The organism is Cohnella faecalis (assembly GCF_003570905.1).
Lineage (GTDB): Bacteria > Bacillota > Bacilli > Paenibacillales > Paenibacillaceae > Cohnella > Cohnella faecalis.
Window position 1 is genome coordinate 35,422 of sequence record NZ_QXJM01000029.1, and the last position, 19,905, is coordinate 55,326.

15 protein-coding genes, 2 tRNA genes and 1 pseudogene are annotated in these 19,905 nt (G+C 54.2%); 9 read left to right on the plus strand and 9 right to left on the minus strand.

What is annotated here, in order from left to right:
* Positions 1–98 precede the first annotated feature (98 nt).
* From clpX to D3H35_RS08015, 4 genes are all read right to left on the minus strand, one after another.
* Complete coding sequence (gene clpX / locus D3H35_RS08000; RefSeq protein WP_119148577.1) at positions 99–1,355, minus strand: ATP-dependent protease ATP-binding subunit ClpX; 1,257 nt, start codon at positions 1,353–1,355, stop codon at positions 99–101.
* Between the two features lie 12 nt (positions 1,356–1,367).
* Positions 1,368–1,958, minus strand: a complete 591-nt coding sequence (gene clpP, locus D3H35_RS08005) for an ATP-dependent Clp endopeptidase proteolytic subunit ClpP (protein WP_119148578.1) — start codon at positions 1,956–1,958, stop codon at positions 1,368–1,370.
* A gap of 155 nt (positions 1,959–2,113) precedes the next feature.
* Positions 2,114–3,403, minus strand: a complete 1,290-nt coding sequence (gene tig, locus D3H35_RS08010) for a trigger factor (RefSeq protein ID WP_119148579.1) — start codon at positions 3,401–3,403, stop codon at positions 2,114–2,116.
* A 106-nt stretch (positions 3,404–3,509) separates the two neighbouring features.
* Positions 3,510–4,427, minus strand: a complete 918-nt coding sequence (locus D3H35_RS08015) for a HEAT repeat domain-containing protein (protein ID WP_119148580.1) — start codon at positions 4,425–4,427, stop codon at positions 3,510–3,512.
* 517 nt (positions 4,428–4,944) lie between these two features.
* Between D3H35_RS08015 and D3H35_RS08020 the strand changes: the two genes are divergently transcribed.
* From D3H35_RS08020 to D3H35_RS08030, 3 genes are all read left to right on the plus strand, one after another.
* A tRNA-Gly gene (locus D3H35_RS08020) sits at positions 4,945–5,018 on the plus strand.
* A 100-nt stretch (positions 5,019–5,118) separates the two neighbouring features.
* Positions 5,119–5,709 (plus strand): GNAT family N-acetyltransferase, encoded by a 591-nt coding sequence (locus D3H35_RS08025; RefSeq protein ID WP_119148581.1) that lies wholly within the window; start codon positions 5,119–5,121, stop codon positions 5,707–5,709.
* A 37-nt stretch (positions 5,710–5,746) separates the two neighbouring features.
* Positions 5,747–5,823 (plus strand) — tRNA-Arg (locus D3H35_RS08030).
* A gap of 204 nt (positions 5,824–6,027) precedes the next feature.
* Here the strand turns inward: D3H35_RS08030 and D3H35_RS08035 are convergent.
* Complete coding sequence (locus D3H35_RS08035; RefSeq protein ID WP_233567825.1) at positions 6,028–10,479, minus strand: carbohydrate binding domain-containing protein; 4,452 nt, start codon at positions 10,477–10,479, stop codon at positions 6,028–6,030.
* A 605-nt stretch (positions 10,480–11,084) separates the two neighbouring features.
* Between D3H35_RS08035 and D3H35_RS08040 the strand changes: the two genes are divergently transcribed.
* From D3H35_RS08040 to D3H35_RS08050, 3 genes are read left to right on the plus strand one after another with little or no spacing between them, the layout of a single operon-like run.
* Positions 11,085–12,089: an HD-GYP domain-containing protein gene (locus D3H35_RS08040; protein ID WP_158593993.1), complete on the plus strand. Its 1,005-nt coding sequence runs from the start codon at positions 11,085–11,087 to the stop codon at positions 12,087–12,089.
* Positions 12,090–12,118: 29 nt separating this feature from the next.
* Positions 12,119–12,817, plus strand: a complete 699-nt coding sequence (locus D3H35_RS08045; protein WP_119148583.1) for a Crp/Fnr family transcriptional regulator — start codon at positions 12,119–12,121, stop codon at positions 12,815–12,817.
* Between the two features lie 52 nt (positions 12,818–12,869).
* Positions 12,870–13,292 carry an EamA family transporter gene (locus D3H35_RS08050; protein ID WP_233567826.1) on the plus strand — a complete coding sequence of 141 codons (423 nt, stop codon included), beginning with the start codon at positions 12,870–12,872 and terminating at the stop codon, positions 13,290–13,292.
* 54 nt (positions 13,293–13,346) lie between these two features.
* Here D3H35_RS08050 and D3H35_RS33425 read toward each other — a convergent pair whose 3' ends face one another.
* Complete coding sequence (locus D3H35_RS33425; RefSeq protein ID WP_267901360.1) at positions 13,347–13,481, minus strand: hypothetical protein; 135 nt, start codon at positions 13,479–13,481, stop codon at positions 13,347–13,349.
* Between the two features lie 25 nt (positions 13,482–13,506).
* Positions 13,507–13,851, minus strand: coding sequence for a hypothetical protein (locus tag D3H35_RS08055; protein ID WP_119148585.1), 345 nt, complete (start codon positions 13,849–13,851; stop codon positions 13,507–13,509).
* Positions 13,852–14,009: 158 nt separating this feature from the next.
* Between D3H35_RS08055 and asnB the strand changes: the two genes are divergently transcribed.
* Entirely contained in the window at positions 14,010–15,866 is a 1,857-nt protein-coding gene (asnB, locus tag D3H35_RS08060; protein WP_119148586.1) for an asparagine synthase (glutamine-hydrolyzing), read from the plus strand.
* 67 nt (positions 15,867–15,933) lie between these two features.
* Here the strand turns inward: asnB and D3H35_RS08065 are convergent, their stop codons facing one another.
* Both D3H35_RS08065 and rph read right to left on the minus strand, forming a co-directional pair.
* Positions 15,934–16,563 carry an XTP/dITP diphosphatase gene (locus tag D3H35_RS08065; protein ID WP_233567827.1) on the minus strand — a complete coding sequence of 210 codons (630 nt, stop codon included), beginning with the start codon at positions 16,561–16,563 and terminating at the stop codon, positions 15,934–15,936.
* A pseudogene (gene rph / locus D3H35_RS08070) lies at positions 16,560–17,305 on the minus strand (ribonuclease PH). Before rph ends, D3H35_RS08065 begins: the two are co-directional and overlap by 4 nt.
* A gap of 132 nt (positions 17,306–17,437) precedes the next feature.
* Between rph and D3H35_RS08075 the strand changes: the two are divergent.
* Together D3H35_RS08075 and D3H35_RS08080 are read left to right on the plus strand one after the other, a co-directional pair.
* Positions 17,438–18,763 carry a spore germination protein gene (locus D3H35_RS08075; RefSeq protein ID WP_158593994.1) on the plus strand — a complete coding sequence of 442 codons (1,326 nt, stop codon included), beginning with the start codon at positions 17,438–17,440 and terminating at the stop codon, positions 18,761–18,763.
* Between the two features lie 5 nt (positions 18,764–18,768).
* The gene (locus tag D3H35_RS08080) at positions 18,769–19,791 is read left to right on the plus strand and encodes a GerAB/ArcD/ProY family transporter (protein WP_119148589.1); all 1,023 of its coding nucleotides are present in this window, start codon (positions 18,769–18,771) and stop codon (positions 19,789–19,791) included.
* Positions 19,792–19,905: the final 114 nt, after the last annotated feature.

Below are 19,905 nucleotides of genomic sequence, written 5' to 3' on the forward strand. Positions count from 1 at the left end.
AGCCGCTCTCGACAGCGAAGATCCGGAAAGCGTGCGATAACGCGAGACTTTCCGAATCGTTCATGGACGGGGTGGAGCCGGTAAAATCAACGCGGTCGTTACGCGCTTTCTTCTTTTTTCTTGCCTTTTTTGGAAGTGAGCTCGGGAGACATTTTCTCTTTCACGACTTTCTCGGTGACGAGGCAGTTCGTGACATCTTCGCGGGACGGGACTTCGTACATGACGTCCAGCATGATCCCTTCGATGATGGCCCGCAGTCCCCGTGCGCCGGTATTGCGCTTGATCGCTTCGCGCGCAATCTCTTCGAGCGCTCCGCCGTCGAACTCCAGCTTCACGTTGTCCATCTCGAGCAGCTTTTGATACTGCTTCACGAGAGCGTTCTTAGGCTCGGAGAGAATCCGGACAAGCGCTGCTTCGTCAAGCGGCTCAAGCGTGGAGATGACCGGCAGACGGCCGACGAACTCGGGGATAAGCCCGAATTTGAGCAAATCTTCCGGCTGAGCCAGAGAGAGATACTCGCCCGCTTTCATTTCCTTCTGGCCTTCGATAGCGGCGCTGAAGCCGATCACTTTTTTGCCGATGCGGCGTTTGATGAGCTGCTCAAGACCGTCGAACGCGCCGCCGCAAATGAACAGAATGTTCGTCGTGTCGATTTGGATGAATTCTTGATGCGGGTGCTTGCGACCGCCTTGCGGAGGAACGGAAGCGACCGTGCCTTCGAGAATTTTTAGAAGCGCTTGTTGGACGCCTTCGCCCGATACGTCGCGCGTAATGGACGGATTTTCGGATTTGCGCGCCACTTTATCGATCTCGTCGATGTAGATGATGCCGCGCTCCGCTTTTTCCACATCGTAATCCGCTGCCTGGATAAGCTTTAGCAGAATGTTCTCGACGTCCTCGCCGACGTAGCCCGCTTCGGTAAGCGAGGTGGCGTCTGCGATGGCAAACGGGACATTGAGAATTTTGGCCATCGTCTGCGCAAGCAGCGTCTTACCGGAGCCCGTAGGACCGACCAGCATGATATTGCTCTTCTGCAGCTCGACGTCTTCGATCTTCGACTGGGAGTTAATCCGTTTGTAGTGGTTGTACACCGCGACGGACAGCGATTTTTTCGCTTGCTCTTGGCCGATGACGTATTGATCGAGAATGTTGCGAATATCTTTCGGCTTCGGAATGTCTTTGAGATCGAGCTCTTCTTCGCTGCCGAGCTCTTCCTCTACGATCTCCGTGCATAGCTCGATACACTCGTCGCAAATATATACGCCGGGTCCGGCAACCAGCTTGCGGACTTGATCCTGGGATTTACCGCAAAAGGAGCACTTCAGCTGGCCTTTTTCATCGTTGAATTTGAACATGGAATCACTCCCCTATCCGAGAATGGGCGCGGAAATGACTTTGTCGACCAGTCCGTAAGCCTGGGCTTCGTCCGCACTCATGAAATTATCGCGGTCCGTGTCGCGTTCGATCTTCTCGTACGGTTGTCCCGTGCGCTCCACGTAGATCTTGTTCAGCTTCTCTTTCGTCTTGACGATCCAGTCGGCGTGAATCTTAATATCCGATGCTTGGCCTCGTACTCCGCCAAGCGGCTGGTGAATCATGATTTCGCTGTTCGGAAGAGCGAATCGCTTGCCCGGCGCTCCAGCCGTCAGCAGCAACGATCCCATGCTGGCTGCCATGCCTACGCAAATGGTGGAGACATCCGGCTTAATAAACTGCATCGTATCAAAGATGCCCATTCCGGCCGTCACCGAACCGCCGGGTGAGTTGATGTACAGATGGATATCCTTCTCGGGATCTTCCGCTGCCAGGAAAAGCAGTTGGGCGATGACGAGATTGGCGACGTCGTCGTCAATAGCGCTTCCGAGAAAGATGATTCGGTCTTTCAAGAGCCGGGAGTATATGTCGTACGACCGTTCTCCGCGATTCGTTTGTTCGACGACGATAGGTACCAAGTTCATGCAACCAACCTCTTTTCTGAGTGGACTTCAAATCTTCGGTAATATTCTAACACGTTCACTTTCGAATGTCATGTTGGCGAACCGGCCGCCCCAAATTCCAGAGAGAAAAATAAGGCACGCGGGAATCACGTGCCTTATCCGGATCGTTTGTTTGATTATGCGGTCTTGCTGCTGTCGACCAGCAATTTGACTGCTTTGCGCACTTTCAGATCGGCTTGGAGGTTTTCCAAGTATCCGTTGGCCGCGAAAATCGAGCGGAGCTCATCTGCCGAACGATTGTACACCTTGGAAAGGTTCTCCAGCTCTTCGTCGAGATCAGCTTCCGTCGCTTCCAGGTTCTCCGCTTTGGCAATTGCTTCAAGCACAAGGTTGTTGCGAACGCGTTTTTGCGCGTCGCCCTTCATTTGCTCCTTGAGGGCCGCTTCGTCTTGGCCGCTGAATTGGAAGTAAAGCTCCAAGTTCATTCCTTGCTGGCGAAGGCGGTTCTCGAAATCCTTGAACATTTGCTCGACTTCGGATTCGATCATTACATCGGGAACTTCAAGCTCGGCGTTCTCGGAAGCTTTGTCGACGACCGCGGATTCTTTCGAGCTCTCTGCGTCCTTAGCTTTGCGCTCGCTCAGCTTGCTCGTAAGATCTTGCTTATACTCGTCAAGCGTATCGAACTCGCTTACGTCTTTCGCGAACTCATCGTCAAGCTCAGGCAAGTTCTTGCGTTTGATCTCGTGAAGCTTCACCTTGAAAACAACCGGCTTGCCGGCAAGGTTCTCCGCGTGGTAGCTTTCCGGGAACGTCACTTCGATGTCTTTTTCCTCTGCGATGTTCAGGCCGACGACTTGATCTTCGAAGCCGGGGATGAACGAGCCGGATCCGAGCTCCAGCGAGTAATTATCGCCTTTGCCGCCATCGAACGGAACGCCGTCCAAGAAGCCTTCGAAGTCGATAACCGTCAAGTCGCCTTGCTGAGCAGGGCCTTCGTCGATAACGACAAGCTCCGCGTGACGCTGTTGCAGGCGCTCCAGCTCTTTCGTAATTTCGTCTTCGGACACTTCCAGCTCAGGAGCCGAAACTTCAAGTCCTTTGTACTCTCCAAGCTTCACTTCCGGCTTAACCGTTACTTTTGCTTTGAACTTGAACGATTGGCCTTTGGCGAATTGCTCGACATCCACGTCCGGACGGGAAACCGGCTCGATACCGGCTTCGTTCACGGCATTCGTGTACGCTTCAGGAAGCAGGATGTCGATAGCGTCTTGGTACAGGCTTTCCACGCCGAAGCGAGCTTCGAAAATGGTGCGAGGCACTTTGCCTTTGCGGAAGCCAGGTACGTTAACCTTTTGAACGACTTTCCGGAACGCTTTGTCGAGCGCTTGCGCGACTTGTTCCGCTTCGATTTCGACGTCGAGCACGCCGACGTTGTTCTCTATTTTTTCCCAATTCGCTTTCATATTATGCTTTCCCTCCAGAGACATCTTGCCGCATCCACGGCGGCCGTTCACATAAACCACTCTATTATAAAAAACATTTCGCTTCATTTCAAGACAAAGCGAATAATCATGGAACTTTGCCCGGTTCAGCCGCGTATTGACGCAGCCAACGGAGAGCTTGTTCGTACCGAAAACGCAGCTCGTCTGTAATGCCGTACTGCTCCCTCACGGATTCATCAGACAGCCGTCCATGAAGCTTTTCCATCAGAAGCTGATGCAAAGCCGCCGCCCAAATATCTCGCGAGCCGTCGTCATCCTCGGCCATGGAGCGATAGATCGACGTGCCGAATGCCGTCTGCACGCATTCCTTCCAAAATTCCTCGGCAAAATAAGACAAAGTCGGATCCGACACTTCGGCCGCTTGCCTGACGCGTTCCAGAACATCAAGCACTCCTTGAGCGAATTCGCCGAACGAGAGCGGAGTGTCGGCAACTTCGACAAGCAGCGTCTCTCCCCCTCGCCATACCGGCGTCGGTCCGACCGCTCCTTGCTTGCGAAGCGCCTGCAGCGCTTTGAATTGAACCGACGGATGATGCGCAGGGGCCGCCAGCCATTGACGCAGAGCCTCTTCGATGCTCGGATGTGACAAGTGCATCAATTGTCCGATCACGAGCGCCTGCTGATCGGGATCGGCTGCGGATTGCAGCGTGGCGATCAGCTTGGGCAAATATTCCGCATCTTGCTCCGATCGGTCGATCGTATGCTTCCTGGCCCAATCCGCCTCGTTTTCTTCCTCGTCGTCCTCGATCGAATCGGGAAGTCCATCGATAGGCTGCGCCTCGGGAAAAGCCGCCTCCAACCAGCCAAGGAGCGCCTGCCATTCCGTATGATGGCGTTCCGCGTCGCCTTTGCAGTGCAACAAAAAAGAAAGAAGCGACTTCGCGTCGCCGTAGCGTTCCGTCTCCAGCATTTTGGTCAATTGGATTTGATAGTAATCAAGCGTCTTCGGAAACAACACCAAATTGTCGCGCGTTTGGTCGGTCATCCCTATCCCCTTCCATGCCGACTGGGCGGCCTTAAGGTTCGGTATGACGAATTATACCATGAACGACCGCAAAATAGGAAAAGAAGGACACGCCTCCATCTTTCGCCTCCTTCACTCTTCCGCTGGAGCTCCTGTAACCCGCTCAAACCTGGCTATTCGCACTTATTCTTCCTCCTGGGCATCGCTAACCCGCTCAAACCTGGCTATTCGCACTTATTCTTCCTCCTGGGCTTCGCTAACCCGCTCAAACCTGGCTATTCGCACTCACTCTCCCGCCTAGGCTTCGCTAACCCGCTCAAACCTGGCTACACGCTCTCGCTCTTCCGCCTAAGCACCGGTAGCCCGCCGAAAGCCGGCTATTCACACTCACTCATCTATCCGGCACTTTGTAAACCGTCAGAAGCCGGCTAATTGCTCACGCTCTGAGCAACGTTGCAATTTGCGTGTACCCTTCTCCTCCGGTTGAATCCTCATAAACAGCTATGATAATATAATTGTTATCTTCAAATTAAAATGCGCGGGTGTAGTTCAATGGTAGAACGCCAGCTTCCCAAGCTTGAGGCGTGGGTTCGATTCCCATCACCCGCTCCACTTTGAATACCTTATTCCTCTAACGGAAAGCCTTGATATTCAAGGCTTTTTTTGCATCCTCAGCCTGAATATCATTTCGCAGAAGGACCGTGAAATCGACATGACCATTAGACGAGCAACTCCATCCGACTCCAAAGAGGTGTCCGAACTTATTTTTCTCGCGATCCAGGATATCGCTTATCAGTTGACCGGAGAGACGACGGAGGATCGCGCGCTCGCATCCCTCGAAGCTTACTTTCTGAAGAACGGCAACCGCTTCAGCTATGACAAAGTATCGGTAAAAATCGCCGACGAATCCGTAGCCGGAATGATTCTGTGCTATGAAGGAAGCGAAGCCGACTCTTTGTACGAGCCGATCCTCCGTCATCTTCGAAGAAAGAACGGCGATCCGGACTTCGAAATCGATCGGGAAACGGATGCAGGCGAATATTACATCGACGCTTTAGCCGTCTTCCCCGAGTACGGAGGACGAGGTTATGCCCGCCAATTGCTGGATGCGGCCGAACAGTGTGCCCTTGATTCAAACTGCAGCCGCATCGCGCTAAACGTGGAAAAAAACAACGAGAAAGCTCATTCCTTGTACCGTAAGTTAGGTTACGAGGAGAACAAAACAATCACAATCAACGGCCACCTTTATCGCCATATGATAAAAAAACCGTCTCCCGCGCAAATTTTCCAATTTTCTACTTGAGCAAAACCATATTGTTGTGTTAATATAATCAAGCTGTGTCCCAGTAGCTCAGTTGGATAGAGCACACGCCTTCTAAGCGTGTTGTCGGGGGTTCGAATCCCTCCTGGGACGCCAGCCATTCTTTTTTGACTCTATCCCGATCGTGCGATAAACCCCGGAACCTTGATACATCAACGGTTCCGGGGTTTTTTATGCAGTTCGCCTCCATCGAACCAGCCACGCTCCAAAAAGCAGACAAAGAAGCTCCCGACACAGCCGAAGCGGCGCCGGGAGCTTCTTTATTATTACCGAGTAAGCATTGAGACTAGAATAGCAGCGTTACGGCTTCAAATAAGGCCCGTCCTCGCCGATCTTGCCAGGAGCCGGATTGCCCGCTTGATCGTAAACGTAAATGCGCAGATTGCCTTTGCCCGATACATTGGCGGTCAGGGTGCCGTTCGAAATGTTCTTAACGTCGCCCGTGATCGCGTCTTTGTATGTGCCGTTCGGAATTCCGTTGAAGGTCGCGCTTCCGCTGACCGTAATCAGAGCGAAGCTGTCGACTCCTTTGGCCGAATCCGTGAACCGGCGCTTATACGCCATCGAGCCGCTAACTCCTTCGGTCGAATACTGCCCCTTCTGCAGGGCTGGAATTTTGCGGCGAATCTGGTTCAGCCGTTGGACATGCTTGACCAGCGGATAATTCAGCGTACTTGCGACCGTTCCGGACGCCGAAGATACTTTGCCGAAATCGCTCGCCGTCACGGTACCTTCGATCTTGTCGCCGAAGTAGGCGCGACGGGTCGTGGCCAACGGACAGGAAGAGCCGCAATCGATTTGCTTGCCCGCCTGGAATTCGATTTCCGATCCCATGTAAAGTGTCGGGATGCCCCGGAACGTCCACATCAGGCTCATATTCTCGGCCCAAGCGTCGGTTCCTCCGGAGTAAGCCGTGCTCGACTTGTTCGGACCGTAATCGTGGCTGTCGACATAGACGACGTTGTAAGTCGCATCGTTGGTGGAATCGTCGGAATCCTTGCCGTTAGAGAAAGCGTTATTCGCATCGCCGAAGTTCATATGCATGCGCATGTCGATGATGTTCATTCCCGAGAACTTGCTGTGATCCGGCGTATGATAGAGGTTGCCGGTCAAAAACGCGTTGGTGGACGTCGGTTGATTAGCCGTTCCTTGCTGATTCTCGTAATTGTACTGGTCGAGCGCAGCCTGCACGTCGTCCAGCGTATATTCCTTGCGTTCCTTCCATGTGAAAAATTGAGCCGAGTGGTTGACCGAGCCCCGATTCCACTTGTCGTTCACGAAGGCGCCTACTTCCCCGAACATGAAGAAGTTCTTGCCCTTGTCGCCGAACTTGGTCACGGCATGCTCCTGCGCAGCCGGCAGGAAATGACGGTTCCAGGTGATTCGCGGAACGTGCACGGCCGTATCGATTCGGAAGCCGTCGACTCCCATGTCGATGAAATTGTTATACGCGCCGATCAGGTAATCCTGCACGGGCTTGCTCTCCGTATTGAAGTCGGCCAGATCTTCATGCAGCCAGCAGCTTCGAGAATCCTCGCCCTCCCAGTTGCCTAACCAGCACTGGTGATAGTACAGCGACGGGAACATCCCGGAAGTAGGATTCGGCCATTGGCAGTTATAGATTCGATAACCTTCCTTGCTGAAGTTTTGCGTTGGCGTACCCCAGTTTCTGCATGTATTGCCGACAGGCTCCTCGGTAGACCATAAATCGCCGTTATACGGCTTGGCCGATACGGACGTCGGAGTCAGAGGGTCGTATTGCTGGCCGGCAACCTTCTCGTCGTAGTACCAGCTCCACTGCGAATCGCGAATTCCGAACACGGTAGGAGTGAAAAGTCCTTTCGCTCCATAACGGCTGGAATGGTTGTATACGACGTCCTGAATGATTTTGATACCTTTGTTATGCGCCGCATTGATCAGGTCCTGATAGGAAGCCCCAGAGGACTCCAATCGAGGATCGACACGATAAAAATCATAGCCGTGGTAGCCATGGAAATCGTAATCGGAACGATTCAAGACGACCGGAGTAATCCAGATGGCCGAGAAGCCCAGAGCTTTAATATAATCCAGCTTGTCCATCAGGCCTTTGAAGTCGCCGCGGAACATCGGGTCGTTGTTCGCCGCATTTCCGCTGGAAACATTCAATTGTCCGCCGCGATTGTTAGAAGAATCCCCGTCGTAGAAGCGGGCGGTCATGACGAAATAAATGGAGTCTTCACGCATGTCGGTTCCAAGCGGAGTTCCTCCGACAGGAGGCGGCGGAGCATCGCCTGTCTTTGCCGACACGGCAACGCTGCTGGCCGATACGTTGCTCGGGGTAGCTTTGTCGTACGCCTTGATCGTGTACGTATACGTCGTCTGCGCATCCAAGCCCGAGTCGTAGAAGACGTTGCTTGTCGCCGAGAATAACTTAGTTCCTTGCGTGCCGCCCGTACGGGTGATTTCGTACCCCGCGAGTCCGCGTCCGCCTGCATTGTCGGTCGAAGAATCCCAAGTGACAGTGATCTTAACACCGTCCGCAACCGCTGCCGGATTAAGCGGCACCGACGGCGGCGTCACATCCGGAGGAAGCGTAACGCAGGGACTCGCTGCATTAGCGGTAACGACTCCGTCTTTGACGGTAATAATCCCGTAGCCGAGACTGTAATCCGATCCGTTATTGTTGTCCCATACCGAACCGTTGCTGTTAAAAGCAACTTTCATGCCCGTAGCGGTCCGAAGATCGATCGTCTTCTTTGCCCAGTCGGTGCATGCGCTTTCATTCATCGGTACGCCTGGAACCGTCGTCCAGCTTCCGCCGGTAGGCATGTAATGAATATTGACGGAGCTCCAACCGCGAGTTTTCGTATAGTAGTAGACTTCTGCGGTGTTGCCCTGCGCGACGGGGGACGTCGTGACCGACAGAGCGGTGGATTGCGCCGATGAATTGCCTGCAACGTCCTTGGCGAGCACCGTATAAAGGTAGGTCGTCGATGCGGCCAAGCCCGTATCCGTATAGGAGGTTGCGGTTGCACCAGCTTTCACCAGCGCTCCGTTGCGGTATACGTCATACCCGGCTACTCCGCTGCCTCCCGCGTTATCCGTAGAAGCCGTCCAGGAAATCACCGCCGAAGAGCTCGTTACGCTCCCTTGGACGAGACCTGTCGGAACGCTTGGAGCTGTGGTATCCGCAATAGGAGACGTCGTGACCGACAGAGCGGCGGATTGCGCCGATGAATTGCCTGCAACGTCCTTGGCGAGCACCGTATAAAGGTAGGTCGTCGATGCGGCCAAGCCCGTATCCGTATAGGAGGTTGCGGTTGCACCAGCTTTCACCAGCGCTCCGTTACGGTATACGTCATAGCTAGCTACTCCGCTGCCTCCCGCGTTATCCGTAGAAGCCGTCCAGGAAATCGCCGCCGAAGAGCTCGTTACGGTTCCTTTGACAAGGCCGGTCGGAATGCTTGGAGCTGTGGTATCCACGATAGGGGACGTCGTAACCGACAGAGCGGCGGATTGCGCCGATGAATTGCCTGCAACGTCCTTGGCGAGCACCGTATAAAGGTAGGTCGTCGATGCGGCCAAACCCGTATCCGTATAGGAGGTTGAGGTTGCACCAGCTTTCACCAGCGCTCCGTTGCGGTACACGTCATACCCGGCTACTCCGCTGCCTCCCGCGTTATCCGTAGAAGCCGTCCAGGAAATCGCCGCCGAAGAGCTCGTTACGGTTCCTTTGACAAGGCCGGTCGGAACGCTCGGAGGCGTGGTATCCGCGATAGGAGATGTCGTAACCGACAGAGCGGCGGATTGCACCGATGAATTGCCTGCAACGTCCTTGGCGAGCACCGTATAAAGGTAGGTCGTCGATGCGGCCAAGCCCGTATCCGTATAGGAGGTTGAGGTTGCACCAGCTTTCACCAGCGCTCCGTTGCGGTACACGTCATACCCGGCTACACCGCTGCCTCCTACGTTATCCGTAGAAGCCGTCCAGGAAATCGCCGCCGAAGAGCTCGTTACGGTTCCTTTGACAAGGCCGGTCGGAACGCTTGGCGGCTCGGTGTCCGTACTTCCGGTGCCGCATGGGTCTCCCTGAGACACGACGCCGTTCTCCACCTTAATATTGCCTATGCCTAGAGCGTAATTGCGCCCTCCGTTATTATCCCAGGAGGAGCCGTTATTGAAAGTAACGGCCAATCCGGTAGCCGTTCCCAGATTAATCGTTTTCTTCTTCCAGCCGGTACAAACCGTTTCCATAGCAACCCCCGGTGCGGTCGTCCAAGCGCCGCCGTTCGGAGAATAGTGAATGTTAACGGTCGTCCAGCTTGCGTTCGGCTTGTAGAAAACGGTAGCCGTATTGTTGGTGGTAACATCGCACGGATTTCCTGCACCCGCGATCAATTGGCCGTTCTTAACTTGGTAGATGCCGGAGCCAATCGTGTAGTTGTTTCCGTTGTTGTTATCCCAAGCTCCGGAACCGTTCGTAAAGACGGTCTGAAAGCTGGAACCGCTGAAGCTTAAAGTTTTGCTCGTCCAGTTGGTGCAAGCCGCTTCCATCGCCGTGCCCGGCACAGCCGTCCAGCTGCCGCTTGCGTTATGATGGATATTGACCGAGCTCCAGTTCTTGTATGGCGTATAGTAGTAGATCGTTGCCGTTCCGGTGGCTCCCTCCGCATAGGCTTCCTCGGCTTTGCTAGGTATCGAGAACAAGCTCAATAATATTGAGCACCCGAGAATCAGACTAAACAGGCGATTGCTCCATTTTTTTGTTGACATATCGACTCTCCTTCTTGATTTGCTTTTTCGTCTTCCTTGCTTGACGATTACAGCCTTTCTAACGCTGACACCCCCCAAAAAATATTACAAAAGTTGTGCAAACGTTTGCATTTACATCGAAAAGCGGTCGCACCTTTTTGTCGAAAATACATGATGGGCATCGTGATGTAAACGCTTTATTTGCAGAAATATCATACAATCGTAAAGATAGGATGTAAACCCGAAAATCAATTATTTCCAAAATATTAACTAATGCTATCTTCGATTTTGCTCCAAAAGAACCTCAAAGCCTCAACGGTTTCTCCCTCGATACGTCTAAGAAACCCCGCGCCGAAAGGGCGCATGGAAGTTCCTCCGTAATAAAGACTGCCCTCGCCGAAAATGCCGGAAACCGCATGCTTGCTTTTCCTTTAGCCCGTTTTTAAGTCAATCGATGCGGTTCCAAATCCCGAATTTAGAGCTAAAGACACTTCCATAGGCAAAAAGTCTGACATAATTTTGCTTTTTGTAACCGTCGTTACAGAATGAGCTTCTCAAGTTAAGTTACGATGGCCTCATCAGACAAAGAACCCGGCATGACCCGGGAATGGAGCGAGGGAAACGACATGCTTATGGTGCCAGTAACGGAGTTGTCGGAAGGGGATTGCCTGGGCCGGGATATTTATTCGCCGGACGGAAGGCTAATGCTTAAGCGGGGAGCGGAATTAAGTCCGAAGCTGATCGATGGAATCAAACGTCTGGGCCAGCAATATGTGTATATCGAGATGTCCTCCAGGCATGGGGCGGAGGGCGGTACGGATTGGAAGTCGAACATGCGAAGCGTAACCAAATACGTGCTCAGGCAATTGCACGAAGCGCTGCTGAGCAACGCTCCGCTGCCTATCAAAGCGCTGATGGGCTGGGCCGACCACATCTCGGATACGGTCTATGGCGAAACCGATCTGACGCTCGACTGGAACCAGATTATTAAGGAAAAGGCGGATCTGATCGAGCATAGCCTGAACGTCTGCATGCTATCGGTTCTGACCGCAAAGGCGCTCGGCTACAAATACAAGGAACTGCGCGAGATCGCGATCGGCAGCCTGCTGCACGATATCGGTCTGGTCATTCCTCATAATGAAACGCTGCTGCTGCATCATCCCGTCGTCGGACACGACATTTTGCGAAAAATACCCGAAATTCCGCAAGCTTCCTTGCAAATCGTGCTGCAGCATCATGAGCAGATCGACGGACACGGCTTTCCTCACGGCATAGAAGCGCCTCACGTGCATCAGCTCGCGCAAATTTGCGGAATCGCAAGCGAATTCGACTATTTTATGAACGGATCTCTTACCGAGAGACTTCCGTGTGAAGGAATTGAATTCCTTATGTCGAAAATTGATACAGCATACAGTTATGTCGTCGTACGCGCATTTCTGAAAGTGTTCCAGCCTTATCCTATCGGAACGAAGGTCCGATTGACCGGTGGAATTAACGGAGTTGTCTGGGAGCAGAACAAAAGCAACCCCTGCCGTCCCGTCGTCGTGCTCGAAACGAGCGGCACCCGGTTCGACCTGCTCGAACGTCCGACATTTCGGATCGAGGCGATTCGTACGGCCGATTATCGCTAACAATTACCGTAAGAAGAAGGAGGCCGACCATGCCGATCGACTCGGTCATGCTTGCGACATCCATTCCATTCTTTGCCGACATAGAACCGGAGCTGCTTGGACGCATCGTCCCGTACATGAGAGAAAAGACATTCAAAAAAGGCGAGCTTATTTTTCTGGAGGGAGACGAAGGGAACGAAATTTATTTTGTCGGTTCCGGAGCCATCAGCATTCATACGTTCGACCGAAGCAAAAAGGTCACGCTGGCTATTCTTCGCGAGGGAGAATATTTCGGCGAGATGGCGCTCATGAAGCCGGGGCTCGTCCGTTCCGCCACGGCGCAGACGATGCAGCCTACCCTGCTCTACTCCTTGAACAGGCTTGATTTTCAGACGTTGATCGAGCTCGACCGCAATCTGGCGTTTCATCTTCTGAACTATACGATGGAGCGGCTTCGCCGGGCGAATCAGCAAATTTACGACCTTACCTTCCTAAGCGTTCGTACCCGCATCATCAAGCGGCTATTGTCCTGGTACGACGAGTCCCGCTCCGACGACAACGGCAACGCCGATCGGATCCCCCATAAGGTTACTCACCAGCAGCTCGCCGATCTTGTCGGCGCCGTTCGAGAGACCGTGACGAAGGTGCTTCAGGAGCTCCAGGACGAAGGCTTGATCGCGATTCGCAATAAAGTCATCCACCTCCTGCAGCCGGAGCTCCTTCAACGCAAGCTGGACGAGGATTATTAACGAATGTCCGGCGAAAAATAAAGCCACAAAACAAAAGGGAGGGAACGTTCCCGTGTGGCTGGTCTACGCTCTGTTATCCGCCGCGACGGCCGCGCTCGTAGCGGTGTTCGGCAAAATCGGACTCAAGGATATCGATTCCAATTCGGCGACTGCGGTTCGATCCGTCATTATGGCGCTGTTTTTGCTCGGCGTCGTCGTCGTTCAGGGGAAAGCCGGTCAGCTTGGAGACGTCTTCGCGCACCGAAAAGCGTTTTTGTTCGTCCTTCTGAGCGGTATTGCGGGCGCGCTTTCCTGGCTTTTTTATTTTATGGCGCTCAAATCGGGCAAGGTTTCCCAGGTCGGTCCGATCGACAAGCTCAGCGTCGTCATCGCCGTTGCGCTGGCCGTCCTCTTTCTCGGAGAAAAAATTTCGGCGATCAACGGAATCGGCGTTGCGCTGATCGCCGTCGGAGCGATCCTCGTAGCGGTAAAATAAAAAGACCGGCGGATCGATGCGATTCCGGCCGGTCTTCGGAAAGAGTTCCTTAGCTTAGCGGTTATGCGGTCTTGCCGGGCTGTTCTGAGCTTTGTGCTGCTCGCTGCGGTTGCGCAGAACTCCCTCGGCGTAGTTGTCGCCCTGGTTCCGGTATTTGTTGCCGTCGTTCTTCTTATATTTGTCCGCCATCTTCGATAATCACCTCCCCCTTCGGCTATGGCTGCCGCATATTGCGGTCAAAGTCGCCGACGATACCGTCGTATTCGAGAACCTGCCGGGCAAAATGGCTTCGGTCGTTCTCTCCCCCATGGGAAGGACCGGCGAACATCGTCATCGTGACATCGTCATAAGCGTCGTGCATTCGGTTGTCGAACCAATCCGTCTCCAAGCCGGCCTTATCCGACAATACCCGAACAAGCTGGTATCCCTTAGGTCCGGAACGAAAATAAGCGAGCAATTTCGAATCCTTCGGATGATCCGTGGACACCTCTACCTCCGCCAGCCTTTGTCCGCCTTGCTCTCGAACTCCCCGGAACACAACCTGTCGAACTGTCAGCATCTGCGCTCCCTCCCTCCTTTTCGCTCATCGTTCATGAAGGAACCGATCTCCCCGGACTGCCGCCTGCACGTATTTTCTCCCTATGGACAGACATGTTATGCCCTGCATCGCATATTCATCTTATGATCGGTTTGACTGTTGGAAGGAGGATGAAGGCCATGTGCGGCATTACCGGATGGATCGACTGGCAGGAGGATCTGACGAAGCGGGCGGATACGATCGAAAAAATGACCGACACGCTGGAGCTTCGCGGACCGGATGCTTCCGGCACTTGGCTGTCGAAGCATTGTGCGTTCGGGCATCGCAGACTGTCGGTCATCGATCCCGCGAACGGCGCCCAGCCGATGATCCGGCCGGTCAAGCAAGCGGAGGATCAAGATTGCGTCGTCGTCTACAACGGGGAATTGTATAATGCGCCCGAGCTGCGCAAGGAATTGGAGGCGCTGGGCTACCGGTTTCGAACGACTTGCGATACGGAGGTGCTGCTGCTCGCTTACGTCGAGTGGGGGCCGGCATGCGTCGACAAGTTCAACGGCATCTTTGCCTTCGCAATCTGGAGGACGGACGAAGAAAAGCTGTTTATGGCGCGCGACCGTCTTGGAGTCAAGCCGCTTTTTTATCGACGAGAAGAGGGCCGCCTCTTGTTCGGTTCGGAGCCGAAGGCTATTCTGGCGCATCCGGACGTATCACCGGACATCGACGCGGAAGGTCTCGCCGAGCTGTTCGTCATCGGGCCAGCGCGCACGCCGGGTCATGGCGTATGGCTCGGATTGTCGGAGCTGAAACCCGGGCACTGCCTGGTGTACGACAGGAACGGCATGAAGATGACGACTTATTGGAAGCTGGAGAGCCGCGACCACGAGGACGACCTGGAGACAACCGCCGAAAAAGTCGGCGAGCTGTTGCGCGACACGGTCGAAAGGCAGCTCGTCTCCGACGTTCCGGTAGGCACCCTACTGTCCGGAGGCCTCGATTCAAGCGCGTTAACCGCACTGGCGGTCCGCTACTACGATAAGACCGGTCAGGATCAGGTTCATACGTTTTCCGTCGATTACGTGGACAACGACAAGCATTTCAAAGCCCATGACTTCCAGCCGAACGCGGACGCTCCCTGGATCGAACGGATGAGCGGCTATTTGGCGACCGTTCACCATCCGGTTCAGTTCGACACGCCCGAGCTGGTCGATGCGCTTCAAGCCGCGACGCTGGCGAAGGATACGCCCGGCATGGCGGATATCGACGCATCCTTGTACTTGTTCAGCCGGGAAATCAAAAAAAAGGCGACCGTCGCCATATCCGGGGAAGCCGCAGACGAAATATTCGGCGGCTACCCATGGTTTCATAGGGAGGAAGCCCTTCAGGCGGAGACGTTCCCTTGGTCGCTGGCCGTCGGGCTGCGGGCAAGCTTGCTGTCGCCCGAGCTTAGAGAGAAGCTGCGACCGCAGGAATACTTATCCGACAAGTACGCGGAAGCGATCGGGGAAGTGCCTCATTTGCCGGGCGAAGATCAGGTGCAGCGAAGAATGCGGAGAATGTCGTACTTGAACGTGACCCGCTTCATGCCGACGCTTCTCGACCGCAAAGACAGAATGAGCATGGCCGCCGGACTTGAGGTACGCGTCCCGTTCTGCGATCATCGGCTCGTCGAATACGTCTTTAATATTCCGTGGGAAATGAAAACGGCCGGCAATCGGGAAAAAGGAATTTTGCGCCAATCGCTCGAAGGCGTTCTTCCTCACGACGTGCTGTATCGCAAAAAAAGCCCCTATCCGAAGACGCATAACCCGCATTATTTTCAATCCGTCCGTTCCCGCCTTCTCGATCGGCTCGAAGATCCCTCATGTCCGCTGCACCCGCTCATCAACGTTGACCGAATCCGGGAGCTGGCGCTCGCTTCGGACGCAGGCTCGCACTTGCCATGGTTCGGCCAGCTGATGTCCGGTCCGCAGCTCTTCGCCTATTTGCTGCAGATGGACTTCTGGCTTCGCCACTATCGCGTTAATATCGTTTTATAGCATTTTTTTCACGTAAGCAAAAAACGCCTTCGGCGTCTCACGGACGCTGAAGGCGTTTTTGTCGTTGCTACAGCTTCTCAAGGAGCAGCTTCAGAGCGTTCCCGCGGTGACTGATTGCGTTCTTCTCTTCCGGCGTCAGCTCGGCCATGCTTCGGCCGAAGCCGGGAACCCAGAACAGCGGATCGTAGCCGAATCCGGCTTCGCCCCGGGGCTCGGCCAGGATGAGCCCTTCTACCGTTCCCTCGCTCGTTACTGCGGTATCCGTCGCCGGATCGTACAAGGCCAATGAGCAGACGAAGCGCGCTGCGCTAAGCGTCCGCGGCTCTCCCGACGGTTCGGCATCCGTCTGTGCAGTTCCCGCTCCAAGCTCGGACAACAGCTTGGCGTTGTTCGCTTTATCGCCTGCGCCTTCACCGGCGTAGCGGGCGGAATAGACGCCGGGAGCGCCGCCGAGCGCATCGACGCATAGACCGGAATCGTCCGCCAATACGGGAATGCCCGTCAACCGCGCGACTTCTCTTGCCTTAAGCATCGCGTTCTCGGCGAACGTGACTCCCGTCTCCTCGATGGGAGGAATGCCGTCCGTCTCGTTCAAATCGGTTACGGTCACTCCGATCGGCTCGAACGCTTTGCGGAATTCCTTTGTCTTGCCCCGGTTTTTCGTAGCGATCAATACCGTGCCGCCCGCCCGAATCACTTCGTCCCTCCGCCGATGCGGACTCCCGCTTCGCCGAGCGTTTCCTTTTGCCATTCGACCAGCTTCAGAATTCCTTCTTCGGCGAGCCCCAGCATGCCATCGAGCTCGGAGCGCGAGAACGGCGAGTCCTCTCCCGTTCCCTGCACCTCGACGAATGTCCCGGAGCCCGTCATAACGACGTTCATATCTACCTTTGCCTTGGAATCCTCTTCATAGTTCAGATCGAGCACGACCTCATTATGGAAGACGCCTACGCTAACCGACGCGAGAAAATCCGTCAGAGGATACTTGTTGAACGTTACCGTGCCGGACAGCTTGTGAATGGCGAGCGCCAGCGCGAGAAAACCGCCTGTAATCGAAGTCGTCCGCGTTCCCCCGTCGGCTTGCAGGACGTCGCAATCGATCGTGATCGTCCGTTCGCCAAGCGCTTCAAGGCTGACGACGGAACGAAGAGCGCGTCCGATCAGCCGTTGGATTTCCATCGTCCGGCCCGTCGGCTTTCCTTTGATCGATTCGCGCTGATTGCGCTGCTGGGTCGCTCTTGGCAGCATCGAATACTCCGCCGTGATCCAGCCTTTGCCTTGGCCCTTCAAAAAAGGCGGAACTCTCTCGTCGATCGTCGCCGTGCAGAGAACCTTCGTCTCCCCGGCTTCGATCAGAACCGAACCCTCCGCGTATTTATTGGGATGAAGTGTCACCGCAAACGAACGCAAATCGCGGGCTGCCTTCCGTCGAATCTCATATGTATATGCCTCCCGGATACGAAATCCTTCCCATTTTACCAAAGTATCGGGACAAAAGCACCTGATGCTTCCGGTATGAGATCGCAGCGTGCGGGCAACCTAATGGAAATCGAAGGAATGGAGGGTTTCATTTGCTTAATCGGCTTGTCGCAGAATTGAACGATCCCGACGATCTATGCTCGGAAACGATCGACAACGGCTATTGGACAATGGAGCTCGTCTATTTTCCCGCTCTTTGCGATGAAGCGTTCATTAAGGACGGCTTGCTCGTTCCTTTCTCGTATCGTTTCGATCCCGACGAGTTTCGCCGAATGCTCAAAGCGAATCCGAAATTCGTCAAGCAGGACGACCGGAGCGACCTGAAGAAGCACGTCCTGCAAGGCAAGGTTATTCTAAGTCTGGAAGGAACCGTCTACTCCTTCGACGCGATCCGCAAGCTAATTACGAAGCCGGATACCGCCCAGGTTGAAACCGCCCTCCAAGGCCCCTACTCGGCGCTGGCCGAGGATCTGGACATCAATCTGTACCTGATCCGTTCCTCCTACAACGATTCTTCGCTGGCTATCGAATACCGGAGACTGGGGGACATATCCAACACCCGGATTTCGCTCGTCTACGACAAAAAGCTGGTCAACGAATCCGTTCGAAAGGAGCTCGATCGCCGCCTGTCCGCGGCGGATCTCAAGCTGGTTCAGGCAGCGGGCGAATTGGGCAAAAAAATAGCCGGCAGCAAGCGTCCGCTATTCCCTCTCACGCTTGTGACCGAGAGGCCGGACCGCATTACAATGCTGCTTAAGAGGGGAAAAATCGTCATTGTCATCGACGGGAGCCGATTCGCCCTCGTATTGCCCGTCTGTTTCTCGGACTTCATGCACGCCATGGACGACGAATACGAAATGTTCTGGATGAGCAGAGCGCTGCTGCTTCTCCGTTACTTATCGCTGTTCCTGACTCTGACGCTTCCCGCGGCGTATATCTCGATCGTTTCCTACAATCCCGAAATCTTTCGTGTGCAATTAACGCTGTCGATTGCCGGAAGCCGTCTCGTCGTTCCTTATCCGTCGTTCATCGAAGTGTTCATCATGCTGTTCATGATCGAAGCGCTTACCGAAGCCAGCCTGCGGCTCCCTCGCTACATCGGCTCGACGGCGGCCACGGTAGGCGGGCTCATCCTCGGACAGGCCGTCCAGCAAGCGGGCCTCGTCAGCAGCATCATGATTATCGTCACTTCCGTCGTTGCGATTTCCAATTTCGTCATTCCGAACTCCACGTTCAGCTACGCCATTCGATTTGCGAAATACATCTTCGTCGCAGCGGCGATTTTTTTCGGAACGGTCGGCGTCGTCGTCACCTTCTTCATGCTGGTCGTCTACGTCAGCGGACTGCGCAGCTTCGGGGAGCCCTATCTGACGCTTCCTCTTGCCAAAAACAAAGGCTTCAAGCAGAAAGCGGGGTAGCGGCGATGCTTCGATACTTGTATTACCACGTTCTATACGTAGGCATGATCAATATTATGCTGTTCGTACCCCACGTATTGATCGAATACCGTTTCAAGGGAGCCGTATCCGGCATGGCGCTGGCGATGGTCGTCGGATCCATTGTCGCTATCGGGACATCCGTCTGCTTCCGTCGTTTTCCGGGACTTGGAATGTATGAGATATTCGATTGCTTCTTGCCCGGATGGCTTACCAAAATACTAAGCTCCTATTCGGCGCTGACGTGGGCGCTCGGAGGGCTGTTGGTCGTCTATATTCAAGCGGAGCTGATTCGGACGTTCTTCAATCCGGACATGAACGAATACTGGAACCTGTTGATCATGGTAATCGCCGCTTTGTGGGCTTCGACCCGCAGCATTCGAACCGTTCAATTCGCGCAGGAAATTCTTATCCTTATGTGCGCCCCGCTTATTTTTATGATTCTGTTCAAAGCGATCGGGAACGAGTGGCTGAACTGGGACGCCATACGGCTGGCGGCTGGCTACGTCCGGACAAAACCGTCGTTCGTCAGCTTTTGTGCGGCTACCTTTTTGTTCTCCGGTTATTTGAATCTTATCGTCTTCAACCGGATGGCTACGGCCAAAACCTCGAATCGTTACCTGTGGATCATTCCCATATTCGGCGTATTTTTCATGCTGGTCACTTTTTTCGTGCCCATCGGGTTTCACGGGACCGCCGGAATCGATAAATACGTGTTCTTATGGAGCACGACCGCCGATTCCATGGAGATGCAATACGGCTTCATTAATCGGGTGCTCTATTTGTTTTTGGTTTTGTATACGAATCTCTCGCTTATTTTTGTCATGAATGCTTGGCATGTGACGATCGACATTCTTCACAGCGTATTCACCGGCAAAGTGATGCCCGTCGATCCGAGCTCGACGCCCGCGGACATTGGTATTTCGCTATTGCGCTGGGCGTCGCCACGTTTGTTTACGCCGGCTTCGTTAACGATGAGTGGAACGAGCGAATCTCGGTCTACTGGCTGATCAATCGATTCTTCGCCGAAGCGATTCTCTTCGCGTTGATGATCGGGTTTACTGTAATTTCCGGAAAAAGGAACGCGCACCGCACGGCAAAAGCTTTGCCAGGAGGCGGATCTT